The organism is Lactobacillus sp. M0393, assembly GCF_016102025.1.
Classification (GTDB): Bacteria; Bacillota; Bacilli; order Lactobacillales; family Lactobacillaceae; genus Lactobacillus; species Lactobacillus melliventris.
Genome location: NZ_JACFPK010000004.1, coordinates 72,581 through 89,157, shown reverse-complemented (window position 1 = coordinate 89,157; position 16,577 = coordinate 72,581). Strand labels below are relative to the sequence as shown.

General features: G+C 36.3%; 12 protein-coding genes. All 12 read left to right on the top strand.

The genetic code is table 11. The features are described 5' to 3' along the window. The first annotated feature begins 1 nt into the window (after window position 1). Entirely contained in the window at window positions 2–1,003 is a 1,002-nt protein-coding gene (plsX, locus tag H3R29_RS04075) for a phosphate acyltransferase PlsX (RefSeq protein WP_198202150.1), read from the top strand. Between the two features lie 17 nt (window positions 1,004–1,020). Continuing rightward, window positions 1,021–1,263 carry an acyl carrier protein gene (gene acpP, locus H3R29_RS04070; protein ID WP_046325049.1) on the top strand — a complete coding sequence of 81 codons (243 nt, stop codon included), beginning with the start codon at window positions 1,021–1,023 and terminating at the stop codon, window positions 1,261–1,263. 118 nt (window positions 1,264–1,381) lie between these two features. Further along, the gene (locus H3R29_RS04065; protein WP_046325048.1) at window positions 1,382–2,392 is read left to right on the top strand and encodes an ABC transporter ATP-binding protein; all 1,011 of its coding nucleotides are present in this window, start codon (window positions 1,382–1,384) and stop codon (window positions 2,390–2,392) included. A gap of 3 nt (window positions 2,393–2,395) precedes the next feature. Continuing rightward, a complete protein-coding gene (locus H3R29_RS04060) occupies window positions 2,396–3,373 on the top strand; it encodes an ATP-binding cassette domain-containing protein (protein WP_187157488.1) in 978 nt (325 codons plus the stop codon). A 2-nt stretch (window positions 3,374–3,375) separates the two neighbouring features. Then, window positions 3,376–4,335 carry an oligopeptide ABC transporter permease gene (gene opp4B / locus H3R29_RS04055; protein ID WP_046325046.1) on the top strand — a complete coding sequence of 320 codons (960 nt, stop codon included), beginning with the start codon at window positions 3,376–3,378 and terminating at the stop codon, window positions 4,333–4,335. Window positions 4,336–4,349: 14 nt separating this feature from the next. Next, window positions 4,350–5,270, top strand: a complete 921-nt coding sequence (locus tag H3R29_RS04050) for an ABC transporter permease (RefSeq protein ID WP_046325045.1) — start codon at window positions 4,350–4,352, stop codon at window positions 5,268–5,270. A gap of 343 nt (window positions 5,271–5,613) precedes the next feature. After that, window positions 5,614–7,389 carry an oligopeptide ABC transporter substrate-binding protein gene (locus H3R29_RS04045; RefSeq protein ID WP_046325044.1) on the top strand — a complete coding sequence of 592 codons (1,776 nt, stop codon included), beginning with the start codon at window positions 5,614–5,616 and terminating at the stop codon, window positions 7,387–7,389. Window positions 7,390–7,724: 335 nt separating this feature from the next. Beyond that, window positions 7,725–9,497, top strand: a complete 1,773-nt coding sequence (locus H3R29_RS04040; RefSeq protein ID WP_187157513.1) for an oligopeptide ABC transporter substrate-binding protein — start codon at window positions 7,725–7,727, stop codon at window positions 9,495–9,497. A 107-nt stretch (window positions 9,498–9,604) separates the two neighbouring features. Next, window positions 9,605–10,291, top strand: coding sequence for a ribonuclease III (gene rnc / locus H3R29_RS04035; protein WP_046325042.1), 687 nt, complete (start codon window positions 9,605–9,607; stop codon window positions 10,289–10,291). A 12-nt stretch (window positions 10,292–10,303) separates the two neighbouring features. Beyond that, window positions 10,304–13,867: a chromosome segregation protein SMC gene (gene smc, locus H3R29_RS04030; RefSeq protein WP_198202151.1), complete on the top strand. Its 3,564-nt coding sequence runs from the start codon at window positions 10,304–10,306 to the stop codon at window positions 13,865–13,867. A 2-nt stretch (window positions 13,868–13,869) separates the two neighbouring features. After that, the gene (ftsY, locus tag H3R29_RS04025) at window positions 13,870–15,105 is read left to right on the top strand and encodes a signal recognition particle-docking protein FtsY (RefSeq protein ID WP_198202152.1); all 1,236 of its coding nucleotides are present in this window, start codon (window positions 13,870–13,872) and stop codon (window positions 15,103–15,105) included. Between the two features lie 31 nt (window positions 15,106–15,136). Continuing rightward, on the top strand, window positions 15,137–16,561 hold the full coding sequence (locus H3R29_RS04020) for a C69 family dipeptidase (protein WP_198202153.1): 1,425 nt from the start codon (window positions 15,137–15,139) through the stop codon (window positions 16,559–16,561). Window positions 16,562–16,577 lie beyond the last annotated feature (16 nt).

The following is a 16,577-nucleotide window of genomic DNA, read 5'->3' as shown; positions in this document are numbered from 1 at the left end:
GATGAGAACTATTGCCATTGATGCAATGGGCGGAGAAAATGCTCCTGAAGCAATTATTCAAGCAGTATTGCAGGCAAAAAAAGAACTGCCGCAAACGAAATTTATACTTTTTGGCGATCAAGCGAAAATAACGCAACTATTAGGCGAGGATAAAAGTCAGACAGAGGTTATTAATACCACTCAGATAATTAATGATGAAGATGAACCAGTTAAGGCAATTAGGTCTAAAAAGGATTCATCACTTGTCGTGGCGGCGCAATTTGTGAAGCAGGGCAAGGCAGATGCACTTTTTTCACTAGGAAATACGGGTGCCATTTTAGCTTGTGGTATATTTATAATAGGACGAATTAAAGGAGTAACTCGTCCGGGTTTTATGCCGACCCTGCCAGTAAAGAATTCTGATGATGGTTTCAATATGATCGATGTTGGTGCAAATGCCAAAAGCAGACCGGAATATTTGCTGGCTTGGGCTAAAATGGCCTCATATTATGCTGAAAAAGTCAGAGGAATAAAAAACCCCCGGGTTGGTCTGCTTAATAATGGGTCTGAAAATGATAAAGGTGATGATGTTCATCAGCAAGCCTTTCAATTATTGCTGAATAGCAAGCTTAATTTTATAGGTAACATTGAGGGCAACGAATTATTGGACGGTAAAGCTGATGTAATTGCGACAGACGGTTTTACAGGCAATGCAGTTTTAAAAAATATTGAAGGCACTTCTGGTGTTTTAATCCATCTGTTAAAAGATAGTTTGCTCAATAATGGACCTTTTGTTAAATTAGGTGCATTGATGATTAAAAAGGCACTAAAAAGTTTAATTTCAAAATTTGATGTAGCTAAATATGGTGGTGCTGTTTTACTCGGAGTTAATGCTCCTGTAGTTAAAACACACGGTCGTTCAGATCAGCGTGCTGTATATTTTACAATTAAGCAAATTGATAAAATTTTACAGGAAAAAATAATTGATAATTTTAAAGCAGAATTTGCTAACGAAAGCAAGTAACAACAAGGAGTAGCAACATGAGTAAAGAAGAAATTTTTAATAAAATCAGGGATATTTTAGCAGATAATTTTGAAGTTGATAAAGACAAAATAACCGATGAAACTAATTTCACTAGTGATTTGGACGCTGATTCCATTGACTTAGTGGAATTCATTTTACAATTAGAAGATGAATTCGGCGCCGAGATTTCTGATGAAGATGCAGAAAAAATTAAAACTGTTGGTGATGCTGTTAATTACGTTGCAAATCATCAAAACTAATTAAAAAAATTAATTATTAGTTTGCATACAATTTGTTTCACGGTTATAATTAGAAATTAAATAAATTTATTAAATATCTTTAATAAATTCATTGAAGATTTGAGAGGGGAAATGACCTTTGGAAAAACAAAGTGATCTCTTGCTAGATATCCAGCATTTACATACAGCATATCGTTTAAATGGGAAATTTTATGATGCTGCAGATGATATTAATTTAACTTTGAAAAGGAATGAAATTTTATCAATTGTAGGTGAATCTGGTTGTGGTAAGAGTACAATCGCATCTAGTATTATCGGTTTGTACGACCATAAAAATACAAAAGTAACAGGTGATATTCTTTATAATGAATTGAACTTGGTAGGCCTGAATGAATCACTGTTCGATAAAATTCGTGGGAATAAAATCGGAATGATTTTTCAGGATCCTTTGGCCAGTTTAAATCCACTAATGAGAGTTGGTGATCAAGTAGCAGAAACTTTGTATTACCATACAGATATGGATGAGAAACAACGTCATGCACGTGTAATTGAGCTTTTTAATCAGGTGGGTATGCCGAAACCTGAAGAAACATACGCCATGTATCCATTTGAATTATCTGGTGGATTAAGGCAACGTGTGGTTATTGCCATGGCTGTTGCATGTAAACCTGAAATTATCATTGCTGATGAGCCGACAACTGCCCTTGATGTAACTATTCAAGCACAAATTTTGGACTTGCTTGAAGATATCCAAAAGCAGTCTCAATCTGGTATTATTTTAATAACTCATGACTTGGGAGTAGTTGCTGAAACAGCTGATGAGGTTGCTGTTATGTATGGTGGTCAAATAGTAGAAAAAGCTGATGTCAAAACAATTTTTGAACATCCACTTCACCCTTATACCCGATCTTTGTTAAATTCAATGCCTCAATCTGAAGATGAAGAAGAAGATTTACATGTTATTCAAGGAACAGTTCCATCATTGCAAAATATGCCTAGAAAAGGTGACAGGTTTGCTGCTAGAATACCGTGGATACCTGCAAGTGCCCATGAGGAAAATCCAGTAATGCATGAAGTTGAACCAGGGCATTGGGTTAGATGTACTTGCTGGAAGACGTTCCACTTTCAAGATGAAGTGAGTGGGGAGTAGTTTATGGCTAAAGAAATTATTGAAGTAAAAAACTTAAAAGTTCATTATCCTATCAGATCTGGTTTTTGGAATCGTATTACCGATTATGTTCGTGCCGTTGATGATATTAGTATTACTATCAATGAAGGAGAAACATACGGACTTATAGGTGAATCAGGTTCAGGCAAGTCGACTACAGGCAAGGCTATTGTTGGGGTTGAACCTGTTACCAGCGGCAGTATTATGTATAAGGGTGTCGATATTACCAAATCCAAAAATCGCCGCAGACTCAATTACAATAAAGATGTCCAAATGATTTTTCAGGACTCTCTGTCAAGTTTAAATCCGAGAAAACGAATTGAGGATATTATTGCAGAGCCAATACGCAATTTTGAAAATTTAACAACTGATCAAGAGCGTGATCGTGTGCAAGAATTACTTGATATCGTTGGAATGCCTAGTGACTCAATATATAAATATCCGCACGAATTTTCAGGCGGTCAAAGACAAAGAATTGGCGTAGCCAGAGCGGTTGCTACTAATCCACGTCTGGTTGTCGCTGATGAGCCAACCAGTGCCTTAGATTTATCAGTTCAAGCACAGGTGCTGAACTTTATGAAGCATATTCAGCAGCAGTACAATATTGCTTACCTCTTTATTTCTCATGACTTAGGTGTCGTTAAGCATATGTCTGAGAATTTGGCTATTATGCATCGTGGTCGTTTGGTTGAAATTGGTTCAAGAGAAGATATTTATCAGCATCCAATGCACATCTATACGAAAAGGCTGCTTTCCGCTATTCCGCAAGTAGATGTTGAACATCGAGATGAACATAAGAAACACCGTCAAGAAGTTGAACAAGAATTTCAGAATGATCAAAGTAAGTGGTACGACAAAGATGGACGAGTTTTTCCACTTAAACACGTATCAGATAAACATTTAGTCGCTTTACCTGAAAAAGAAATAGTCGAAGAAGAAACAAATGATAAGGAGGGAGCATAATCATGTGGAAAACTGTTTTAAGACGTGTTTTAATTATGATCCCACAATTGATCATTTTAAGCATTTTAGTCTTTTTCTTGGCAAAAATGATGCCGGGAGACCCATTTACGGGACAAATTAATCCTAATACTGACCCTAAGCAACTAGAGGCTCTTAAAAGAGCTGCGGGACTATATGATCCAGTCCCAGTACAATATGCTCGTTGGGTAGGTAATATTTTTAAAGGTGATTTGGGTACCAGTTACATTCAGCACGTTCCGGTGACATCTTTAATTGCTGATAGAGCTGTAAACACTTTTTGGCTTTCGCTGTTAACAACAATAATCAGTTACAGTATTTCAATCCCTCTTGGTGTGATTGCTGGTAAACATCAAGATGAATGGCAAGATCAAGCTGTACAAATTTTTAATTATGTTACTTTTGCTATTCCTCCTTTTGTATTTTACATTTTAGGTATCTGGCTGTTTGGCTTTCTCTTAGGCTGGTTCCCTATTTCAGGTTCGGTTTCTCCTAATGCTTCTGGTTTCTGGGGTACATTAGGCAGTCAGCTTTACCATATCATTTTCCCAGCTATCCTGAGTGCGTTGATAACGACTACTGGAATCGTGCAATATTTAAGAACAGGAATTGTCGATAATAAAGTTGAAGATTATGTTAGAACAGCCCACAGTAAAGGAGTTCCTGAAAAAGTTGTGTTTAATAAACATATTTTACGTAATTCCTTGTTACCTATAGCTTCTTCATTTGGTACAGTTATAACTGGTCTGTTAAGTGGTTCAATGATTATTGAAACTGTTTTTAGCTATCCTGGTATGGGAAAATTGTTCTTAGACTCAATACAACAGCGTGACTATACTACGCTAACTGCATTAATTTTAATCTTTGGTTTTCTTACTCTACTCGGTAATTTATTATCAGATATTATAATGAGCATTGTAGATCCAAGAATTAGGATAAAGTAAAGAAGGGGAGACAAATGTTGAAAAAAAATAAAACCACTTCAACTGATAAAGCCAAGAAAGTGCGAGTTTCTTCTCCTGCTTCAAGTTTTAGAGTAGTTGTACGAGAAGTTGTTAAGGACAGGAAAGCTTTAACTGCATTCATAGTGGTAGTCTTAGTTTTACTATTAACTTTTGGCGGATCACTATTCTTAAACTCTGATAAAGTTACTGAAGCAAATATAATCGATGCTTATACAGGCTGGTTCACTGATGGTCATATTCTGGGAACTGATGATGGTGGACGAGATATTCTTAACTTATTAATTATGGGTGGTCGTAATTCTATCCTTATCGGACTTGGGGTTACTGCTGTTTGTGAGACCGTTGGTTTAGTTGTTGGCCTTGTTTCAGGATATTATGGTGGCTATGTTGACGCTGTCATTATGAGAATAGTTGACTTTGTGCAGGTTTTGCCAACAATGCCTATAGAAATTGTCTTGGTAACTGTTATACCACATTACAGCCCTATTACTTTAGTTTGGATAATCTCGATGTTTGGCTGGACAGGTACGGCAAGATACTTTAGGGCATTTGTTCTTTCTCAAAGAGGAAGAGACTATGTGCTGGCATCAAAAACTTCTGGTTCATCAGACTTGAAAATAATGTTTAGAGAAGTCCTACCAAACATTGGCTCTATGCTAATTATTGATGTGGTACTGACAGTTGCCGGAAACATCGGTATTGAAGCAACTTTATCCTTTATTGGCTACGGCTTACCGCCTACAGTTCCTTCCTTAGGTACTTTAATTGGATTTGCCAATGATCCGGTTAACGTTGTCAACAGGCCTTGGTTATGGCTGCCGGCTACAATACTGCTACTAGCTATTTCTTTAAGTATCAATTATGTTGGTCGTGCTTTACAAAGGGCTGGAGATGCGCGGCAAAGAGAAAATTAAAACTTAGTTTTATCATTAATATTTTAAAATCTCTGCTAATGGATAATTTTGAAAAATTACTAAATTATTCATTAGCAGTTTTTTCTTTAATTTCTCTATCACTAACTTTTATGACAAGAAATTCAAAAATTAAACTGTTTAATTTCTACCCCATAAAGACTGATAAAGTTGGTATTAGGTATTTACGGCAACATTTAACATCAGAAATTGCTCTTTTTGAAATAAATATCTATTAAACAAAAATGAATAAACCGTTGCTTTTTTAATTTTATGTGGTAATATTTAATTATTAACTTGTTTTGAAAATTAAATTTTCCTGATAATAAAAAGGAGTTATGTAGAGATGAAAAAATCTAATTTATATAAATCATTGGGGGTAGTAACAGCAGCTGCTTTAACGCTGGTAGCTTGCGGTAAATCTAATAATAAGGCCAATGACAATTCTAATGCTAAAACAGCTAGTAAGTTTCCGGTAGCAGTACCCAAGAAGGAAGCTAAACAGGGTGGAACTGTTAAAGTTGCCTTAGAAACAGATACACCATTCACAGGAATTTTTTCTGATGAGTTAGCTATGAGTGCTATTGACAGTGAAGTTGCATCTCCTGGTGAAGAATCACTTTTTGATACTGATGATAAATATAGAATTAACGATAAAGGTCCAGCTACAATGAAGTTGGATAAAAAGAATAAGACTGTCACCATCACTATCAAGAAGGGTGTTAAGTGGTCAGATGGCAAGCAGGTTACTGCTAAAGACGTGGAATATTCCTATGAAATATTCGCTAATAAGGCCACACAATCAGAAAGATATACTAGTCAGTTAGCCACTATTAAAGGTTTACAAGCATATCATGATGGTAAGGCCAAGACGATTTCAGGTATTGAAATGCCTGATGGTCCTAACGGGAGAACAGTTGTGCTTCATTACCCTGAATTGAAACCAGGTATGAGCAACAGTGGTAACGGTTATTTCTGGGAATCAGCTGCACCATATCACTACTTAAAGAATGTTCCTTTTAGTAAGCTAAAAGAGTCTGATCAAATTAGGAAAAAGCCGTTATACTTTGGCCCATATGCTGTCAGCAAGATCGTTCGTGGGCAATCAGTAACTTGGACACCAAACAAATATTATTGGCGTGGTAAACCAAAATTAGATAAGGTCATTTACCAGGTTATTAATCCTAATTCCGCTAGTCAAGCAATTAAGAGTCACAAATTTGATATTATTCAGGTTATTAATTCACAATGGGATCAAGTTAAAAAGACTAAGAATGTAAATTTTGTCGCTCAAATTCCTTTGTCATATAGTTACATGGCATTTAAAGTTGGTAAGTGGGATGCCAAAAAGGGCAAAAATGTCATGAATCCTAATGCCAAAATGAATCATAAGCCACTACGTCAGGCAATGGCTTATGCGATGAATATTGACCAAGTTTATAAACACTATACCAAAGGGCTTTCTTTCCATGTCCCAACTTTGATTCCGGCACAGTTTGGTGATTACTATGATAAGAGCATTAAGGGTTATACTTACGACCTGAAAAAAGCAAACCAAATTTTGGATAAAGCTGGCTATAAAAAGAAGGGTAAATGGCGTGCTAAACCAAATGGTAAGCCGTTGAAAATTAATCTGTTGGCAATGTCAGGGAGTGCTGTACAAGAGCCACTTATTCAGAATTATTTGCAACAATGGCATAAAATTGGCTTGAATGTGTCCTTAGTCGGTGGTCGTTTGACAGAATTCAACTCATTTTATGATAAGGTTCAACACGATGATCCTTCAGTAGACTTGTTCTTAGCAGGTTGGAACCTTTCAAGTGAACCATCTCCAGCAGACCTTTACAAAGAAGCAACACCATCTAATTACTCACGTTTTGTAACTCCAGAGAACAGTAAACTACTTGATGAAATTGATTCTCAAAAGGCTTTAGACCATAAATATCGTGTTCAAAAGTTCCACGAATGGCAAAAATACATGTTTGACCAGGCTTATGTTGTTCCAACAGTAAATGCTTATAAAATTTATTCTGTAAATGACAAGATTACTGGATACTCCTTGAAGCCATCACAAAATAACAATGGTCACCAGCTATGGTACCAAGTTGGTTTTGTTAAATAATAGAATTTAAGTAAAAATACCAGGCTAGCAAAATAGTTTGGTATTTTTTATTTTTGCTTTTTAAAGTTTTTCCTTAATACTTGTAGTGTCATACTGATATATATGAATCATTTATATCTTTTAAAATATAAATTTAATTCTTTATGATATTTATTACTCAAAACATTTGAAAGAATTTTTATTATTTGAATAATATTTATTTTTTAATTACTTTACTATTTATAGACAGTATAATTTCTGGATTTGCCTTGCTTTTTTAATGATTAATGTTAACATTTATCTGTTAGCTTGTTTCCAAAATACTATTAACTTTGCATATAAAGGAGACATGTATGATGAGAACAAGAAAAATTATAGGCACAGTCGGAATTGTAACAACAGCTGCGTTAACTTTAGTAGCTTGTGGTAAAAGCAATAAGAGCACTAGCAATGAGGGAGCTAAGACTGCCAGCAAGTTCCCAATTGAGACACCGGTTAAGACTGCCAAGAAGGGTGGAACAATTAAAGTTGCTGAAGTAACTGATACACCATTCACCGGAGTCTTTAATGAAGAACTGCAAATGGATCAACCAAGTGCTGATGTCGCAAGTCCAGGTCAAGAATCATTATTTGAAACAGATGATAATTACAAGATAAATGATAAGGGTCCAGCTACTCTCAAACTTGATCGTAAAGCAAAAACTGCAACTATTACAGTTAAAAAGGGCGTTAAATGGTCTGACGGTAAGCAGGTTACTGCCAAGGATATAGAATTCGCGTATGAGATAATTGCAAATAAAGCAACTAAATCTCAAAGATACGCCAATCAACTCAATATTATTAATGGGTTGAAAGAATATCATGAAGGCAAGGCCAAAACAATTTCAGGAATAGAAATGCCTGATGGTCCAGATGGACGAGTAGTAGTGTTACACTGCAAAGAATTAAAACCTGGTATGTATTATAGTGGTAACGGCTATATTTGGGAGGCAGCCGCACCATATCACTATTTAAAAGATGTTCCTTTCGCAAAACTGGAATCATCAGATAAGTTGAGAAAGAATCCTTTGTTCTTTGGTCCCTATAAGCTTGATAAAATTGTACGTGGTCAATCTGTTACCTGGGTTCCAAATAAATATTATTGGCGTGGTCAGCCGAAATTAGATAAAATTGTTTATCAAGTTGTTTCCCCGAACTCTGCTTCACAATCAATTAAAAATCATAAATTTGATATTATCAGGGTTACTAACAGCCAGTGGAAACAAGTTAAGGATACCAAGGATGTCACATTTGTTGCTAAAATTCCTCTATATTACAGTTATTTAGCTTTCAAGGTTGGTAAATGGGATAGTAAAAAATCAAAGAACGTGATGAATCCGAAAGCCAAAATGAATAACAAGGCATTACGTCAAGCTATAGCTTATGCAATGAATACTGATGCTGTTTATAGACACTATACTGATGGCTTAAGCTTCCAAGTTCCAACTTTAATTCCAGCAGAATTCGGTGATTATTTTGATAAAAGTGTTAAAGGGTATACCTATAACATTAAGAAAGCCAATCAAATCTTAGATAAAGCTGGCTACAAGAAAAAAGGCAAGTGGCGTGTACAACCTAATGGCAAGCCATTAACTATTCATTTCATGGCTATGTCTGGTAATTCAATTCAACAACCAATCATGCAAAACTTTATTCAACAATGGAATAAAATTGGTTTAAATGTTAAACTGGTCGGTGGCCGCTTGACAGAATTTAATTCATTTTATGATAAAGTTCAACATGATTCACCTGACGTTGACATGTTTATGGCTGCATGGGGTCTTTCGTCTGAACCTTCTCAAGAACAAATGTACAGTGAAGGGACAATGTCCAACTATTCACGTTTTGTCACTCCAGAAAATACGAAACTAATCAAAGAGATGGATTCTCAAAAAGCGTTTAACCATAAGTATCGTGTAGAAAAATTCCATGAATGGCAAAAATACATGTTTGATCAGGCTTATGTTGTTCCGCTTTACAATGCATATCAAATTGATGCCGTTAACAGCAAACTTACCGGTTATTCACAAAAGCCATCTAAGCAAAATAACGGACATCCACTTTGGTACAAGGTTGCTTATACAAAATAAAAGTTAATATAGAATAAAAATTAGAAGGCTATTGTTTTTTTGAAACAATAGTTTTCTTTTTTACACTCAAAAACTGGTATAATTTAGGTTATTAAGGAGATGATAGAATGGTTAGTACCAAGTTTATTAATCGATTAGATAAGAAATATAAAATTAAATTTAACGATCAGAAGTTATTAGAAGAAGCCTTTACCCACTCTTCATATGCCAACGAGCATCCTGGAGACGGCATTCGTGATTATGAAAAGTTGGAATTTTTGGGTGATGCAGTTTTAGAATTAGCAATATCTGATTACCTTTATCGTAATTTCTCGAGTCTCAATGAGGGTGAATTAACCAGAATGCGTTCTAATATTGTTGATACTGAAGGCTTTGCGGAATTTGCTCAGAAATTTGGCTTTCCGGCTGAAATTAATCTAGGTCATGGTGAGGAAAAAGCTGGTGCACGTTCTCGTAAGACACTGCTAGAGGACGTTTTTGAAGCATTTAATGGAGCGCTTTTTCTTGATCAGGGCATGGAAGCAGTCGAACATTTTTTGAGTTTAACAGTGTACCCGTTAATTGATGCTGGGAAATTTGATGCTTCACGTGATTATAAGACTGATTTACAAGAATTATTGCAGCAAAACGGACCAGTAAAGATTGAATACGAAGTCTTAAAAGAAGAACAGCTGCCGTCTAGTTTTACGGTCCAGTTAGTTGTCAATGGCAAAGTATTGTCTCAAGGGCAAGGCCATAATAAAAAAGCTGCAGAGCAAGAGGCTGCGAAAACTGCTTTAAATAAGCTTAATTAGGGAGATGAGTGTGTGCCACTAACTGAACTAATAATTGACGGCTTTAAATCTTTTGCCGAAAAAACAAAAATAGAATTCGATACTGGTATTACTGGCATAGTGGGTCCTAATGGTAGTGGTAAAAGCAATATTACTGAAGCAATAAGATGGGTCATGGGTGAGTCAAGCGCCAAGTCTTTGCGGGGCTCAAACATGAAAGATGTGATATTTGCGGGTAGTGAATTTCGTAAGCCGGCCAACCACGCTGAAGTTTCCCTTATTTTTGACAACAAAAAAGGTGAACTTAATTTTAAGGATGACCAGGTAATTGTAACTCGGCGAATTTTACGGTCGGGAGATAACGAATATTTAATAAATAAAAAAAGTGTTAGACAACGAGATGTCCGAGCCTTGTTTCTGGATTCTGGCATTTCACAAGAAAGCTTAGCCATCATTTCACAGGGACGGGTTGATCAAGTATTAAATTCCCGTCCTGAAGAGCGGCGCTCACTGTTTGAGGAAGCAGCTGGAGTATTACATTTTAAAAAGCAAAAAGAAGAAGCAAAAGTTCAATTACAACAGACAACAGATAACTTGGTGCGCATCAATGATTTAGTCAAAGAACTGGAGCAGAGAATTGAGCCACTTCATGAACAAAGTTCTCTGGCAAAGGAATATCAATTTCAGAAAAAAGGTCTGGATCATGAACTAAAAACTTTATTAGCTTTTGAGATTCAAGATTTAGATAAACAAAAACAAACAGTGCAAGAAAAAGCTGACCAAAATCAAAATCTGTTAACAAAATTGGATCAAGAAGTTAAAGCCTCTCAGGGTGCGGTAGCTGACAAAAGAAAAGAATTTCAGACTTTAAATGCTCAAAAAGATCAAATTCAAAATGACTTATTTTCGTTGACAAAAAAGCTTTCCGAAATAAATACGCATTTGCAAGTTTCCGAGCAGAGCAAACAGTATAATGAAGCTACTAAAAAAGAATATCAGTCCGAATTAAGCGACTTAAAAGAGCAGGTAGTGAGTAGCAGAAAGGAAACAACTAATCTGCTTGAAGAAGAAAGCCATCTAAAAAAAGAACAAGAGGAGCTAAATAATAAGAGAGTAGGGCTAACGACACAGCTTAAAGAAAACCCGGAACAACTGAACCAAAATTTAGAGCGGCTGCGGTCAAATTATATTCAGTTGTTACAAGATCAAACTTCTAATAACAATGAAATTGTTTATCTTAATTCTGAATTGAAAAAGCTTAGCGATAATACCCAACTGCAAACAGAAAATGTTTCTGACGAACTAAAAACAGAAAAAGATGAACTTAATAGACTTCAGGTCGAAGGCAAAAGGCTTAAGCAAGATTATCAAAATAAGAAACAACAGGTAAAGGAGCTATCTGAAGAGCAAGAACTAACGCAAAATAATTTGTTGACTTTGCAAAATTCTCTTTCTACAGCAAATCAGAAGTTCAGTCAATTAAGGGCACGCCATGATGCACTGGAAAATATCCGTAAACGTCACGAAGGGTATTTTTATGGTGTTAAAAATGTGCTAAATAATTTAGCAGATTACCATGGTGTTATAGGTGCTGTGGGTGAATTAATTACTTTTCCTGCAAAATATGAAATTGCCATGGCTACGGCTCTAGGTAATGGAGTTCAAAATTTAGTAACTGCAACAAAACTGGATGCTCGGGATGCCATTAACCAGTTAAAAGAAAATCGTGCTGGACGAGCTACTTTTTTGCCCCTTGATGGCTTGCGGGAGTATTCGATCCCTTCTTCGACGATTAAGACTATTTCATCTTTTTCTGGCTTTCAAGGTATTGCAAGTGAAATAGTTAAAAGTTTGCCTGGTCAAAATATTACGCCTGCGATTAACTATTTGCTTGGAAATACTATAATAGTTGATACCATAAATAATGCGCTAAAAATTAGGCAACGCGTTTCTCGCTATCGTATTGTTACGCTTGATGGCGATGTTATTTCACCTGGTGGTTCAATGACAGGAGGAGTGCGCAATCAAAAAAGTAATTCTCCGCTTCAAACTACAGCAGAACTTGGTGAACTAAAGCAAAAAATTGGCAAATTACAGCTGAAAATAAAAAATAGCGAAGCAGATTTAGCTGTTGTCAATAAGAAAAATAATGTTCTGCTCAAAAAAGTAAAAGATGCACAAGCAAAGCTCCAAAATCTGAAACAGAATTTAGGTGAGACAGCACTTTCGTATCAAAATCAGGAAAAAGAAGTTAACAGGTTAAAGGCTGCTAATAGTTTATTTGAACAGCAAAAAGAAGAACGCAATCAGGAAATTGATTCCACTAAGCAAAAGATTATGCAAGCGGAAAAAGAAAAGAAGAGATTTCAAACAGAAATTTCTCAGCAAAAGCAAAAAATTAGTGATCTGCAACTGCGGATTAAAAACTTTACTGAACTAAATCATGATATTCAGTCCAAATTGAACGAGCTTGATCCGCAGATTGCTGTTTATGCCAACAAGTTGGAAAATATTACAAAACAAATATCTGAAAAAAGGCGGGATGCAAACCAGCAGCAAAAACAAATTGCTACTTTAGAGCAAAAATTAAATGAACTTAAACAGAATGATCTTCTTGATCATAAAAAACAGACAGCTTTTGAGCAGGAAAAAAATGATGGCGCCGTTAAGAAGCAGAAATTACAAAAGCAGCTTAATAGTTTGAGTTCTAAACTAGGCCAATATGATGCACAAATTAACCAGCTTGATCAGGTGGCAAGCCGAAATTATGATCTGCGTAAAGATGCGGCTGCCGAGCAAAAAGAATATTCTGTCAAAATAGCGCAATTAAATAGCCAGATAGACCAGCGTTTAGATACCCTGAGTTCTGATTACTCGTTAACATATGAAGCAGCTTTGAATCAAGCAGAAAAGGAAAATACCGAAGCAAATCGTGCCCAACTGCAAAAAGATGTGAAATTGCATCGTATGTCTATTGCTGATATCGGGCCAGTTAATCTAAAAGCAATTGAAGAGTATGATAATGTTAAGAAACGGTATGATTTTCTTAATGCTCAACAAAATGACTTGCTAAAAGGGCGAGATAATTTAGAAGAATCAATGTCAGAACTTGATCAAGAAGTTTGTAATCGGTTTAAAACAACTTTCACTGCTGTAGCTAAAAGCTTCAATGAACTATTCCCAGTTGTTTTTGGGGGCGGTAGTGCCAAGCTAGTCTTAACTGACCCGGATCATTTATTAGCTACCGGTATCGAAATTATAGCTCAACCACCAGGAAAGAAACTGCAAAGACTCAGTTTACTTTCTGGTGGGGAACGGGCGTTGACCGCAATCACTCTTCTTTTTGCCATGCTGAAGGTTAAGCCAGTGCCATTTTGCGTGTTAGATGAAGTCGAGGCTGCGTTGGACGACTCTAATGTTACTCGCTTTGCCAACTTTTTAGAAGAATATGACATGCATACCCAGTTTATTGTAATCACACATAGAAGGGGCACAATGGAAAGAGCAGACCAGCTTTATGGTGTTGTAATGCAAGAATCAGGAGTTTCACAAGTATTATCCGTTTCTTTAAAAGAATTAAAAAACGAGGTGAAATAAAATTGGGTTTATTTGATAAAATTAAAAAATCATTGTTTGGTGAAAATGACGAAACCAAAAATAACGAAAATAATGATCAACCTAAAAACGAAAGTCCTAAAGAGGATCAAGACGTTTCCGCTGACCAAGCAGAAGATGAAAAAACAAAAATTACTAAAGACGGTAGTAACGAGTCAGCTGCAATAGAAAAAGATTCTGCTGAGACAGATGAATCTGAAAAGCAAAATGAAGATTTTACTACTTCATCGCTGGAGCAGACTCCAAATGAAGAAGCTGAGGACGAAACAGCTAGCGAAGATCAGGAGGATGAAACTGAGTTATATGAAAAAGGCTTGGAGAAAACGAATCAAGGTTTTGGTGCTAGATTAAATCGCTTTTTCGCACAGTTTAGAACAGTTGACGAAGACTTTTTTGACGATTTGGAGGAGCTACTAATTGAGTCTGATGTTGGCTATGAAACAGCTGAAGAACTGACAGACGAACTGCGTGATGAAGCTAAATTGCAAAAAGCCAAATCTCGAGACGATTTAAAAAAGGTGATAGTAGAAAAATTAGTTGACCTTTATGATGAAAGTGGTAATTCAGAAAATGAAAAGCTAACTGTTCATAATGACGGTAAACCAAATATCTATCTCTTTGTCGGAGTCAATGGCGCCGGTAAAACCACTACAATTGGCAAATTAGCAAAACGCTTTAAGGACCAAGGTAAGTCTGTTCTTTTAGCTGCAGCTGATACATTTAGAGCTGGTGCAGTTGAACAACTGTCTGAATGGGGAGAAAGAGTTGGTGTTTCTGTTGTAACTGGCAAGGAACAAGCCGATCCGGCTTCTGTTGTTTATGACGCCACGACAAAGGCTCTGCAAGAAAATTATGATTTTTTACTTGTTGATACAGCTGGTAGATTGCAAAATAAAAAGAATTTAATGAACGAGCTGGAAAAGATTGAGAGAACAATAAAAAAGCAAGCTCCAGAGGAACCTACTGAAACTCTTTTAGTACTTGATGGTTCAACGGGGCAAAATGCATTATTGCAGGCCAAAGACTTTGATAAAACTACCAAACTGACAGGTTTGGTGCTCACTAAGCTAGATGGTTCCTCAAAAGGTGGGGTAGTCTTAGCAATTAGAAATGAAATGAAATTGCCGGTAAAATTAGTTGGTCTAGGTGAAAAGGCAAGTGATTTGGCAGATTTTGATGCTGCAAATTATGCAGTCGGACTATTTCATGATTTAATTTAAGAATAAAATTTGTGCAAAAGGAAGATACTTAATGAAAGAATACAGTGCGTGTACAACAATTTTAGTAGGTAAAAATGCGTCGGTTGATGGTTCAACTATGATTGCTCGTAATGATGATACTTTTCGTCCTATTACGCCGCAAAAGTTCATTATCAGACCTGCAGCTAAAAATGAATCTGGGCGAAAAATTAAGTCTTGGTTGAATAATTTCAAATTAGACCTACCAGAAAACGCTCAGGCGGTTCCAGCTGTACCTAACGTTGACTATAAAAATCGCGGCTATTACGATGAGAGCGGCATTAATCAAAAAAATGTTGCTATGTCCTGTACTGAATCGACATATGGCAATGAACGTGCACTGGCTTTCGATCCCCTGGTAAAGGACGGGCTTGACGAAGATTGCATGCAATCTGTTGTGCTGCCATATATTGATTCTGCTAGAAACGGAGTTGAATATTTAGGAAAACTGATTGCCAAATTCGGTTCGCCAGCTGGTAACTCAGTTCTCTTTAGTGATAAAGATGAAATATGGTACATGGAAATAGTTACGGGCCATCATTGGGTTGCTCAGCGTATTCCAGATGATGCCTATGCGATAGCAGCCAATCGGGTTTCAATTGAACAAGTGGATTTTGATGATTCGGACAGCTTTATGTGGAGCGAAGGCATTCAAGAGTTTGTGGCGCAACATCATTTAAATGTTGATCATCAAGGTTGGAATTTCCGCCACATTTTTGGCACTTATAGTGAACAAGATCGTTACTATAACACTAATAGAGTTTGGTACGGTCAAAAATATTTTAACCCTGAAATTGAACAAGAGCCGACTGACGGTGATTTACCATTCATTCGGCGTGCGGCGAAGAAAATAACCAGAGAGGATATTGAATTTGTCCTCGGCAGTCATTACCAAAACACACCTTATGATCCATTTGGTAAAGGAACAGAGGAGCAAAAACACCGTTTTCGGCCAATTGGATTAAACAGAACCCAAAATTCTCATATCTTGCAAATTAGAAATGATGTTGATCATGATAAAGCTGCTATTATGTGGTTGTGCATTGGTGGTCCAACTTTCACACCATTTGTACCATTTTTTGCTAATATGAAGGACACGGATCCTTCATACAATAATACTTCAATGGAATATAATCTCACTGATGCTTGGTGGTACTATAAATCACTGGCGGCTTTGGTAGAAACCCACTATTCACAATTTGTGCAATTGGATACAGATTATCTAAATGAATTGAACCAATATTATCGTCGCCGGGTTTATGATGTTATTAAAGCAGCAGGAGCTAAAAAGGGCAGTGAATTGACTACATATTTAACCAAAGCAAACCAAGAAACAGTTGCTTATACCAGAAAACGGTCTGAGAAATTATGGGCGCAAATGATGATTGACTCAATTAATATGTCAAAATTAACTTTTAATATGGATGAAAACCTATAAATTCAATTCTGGTTTA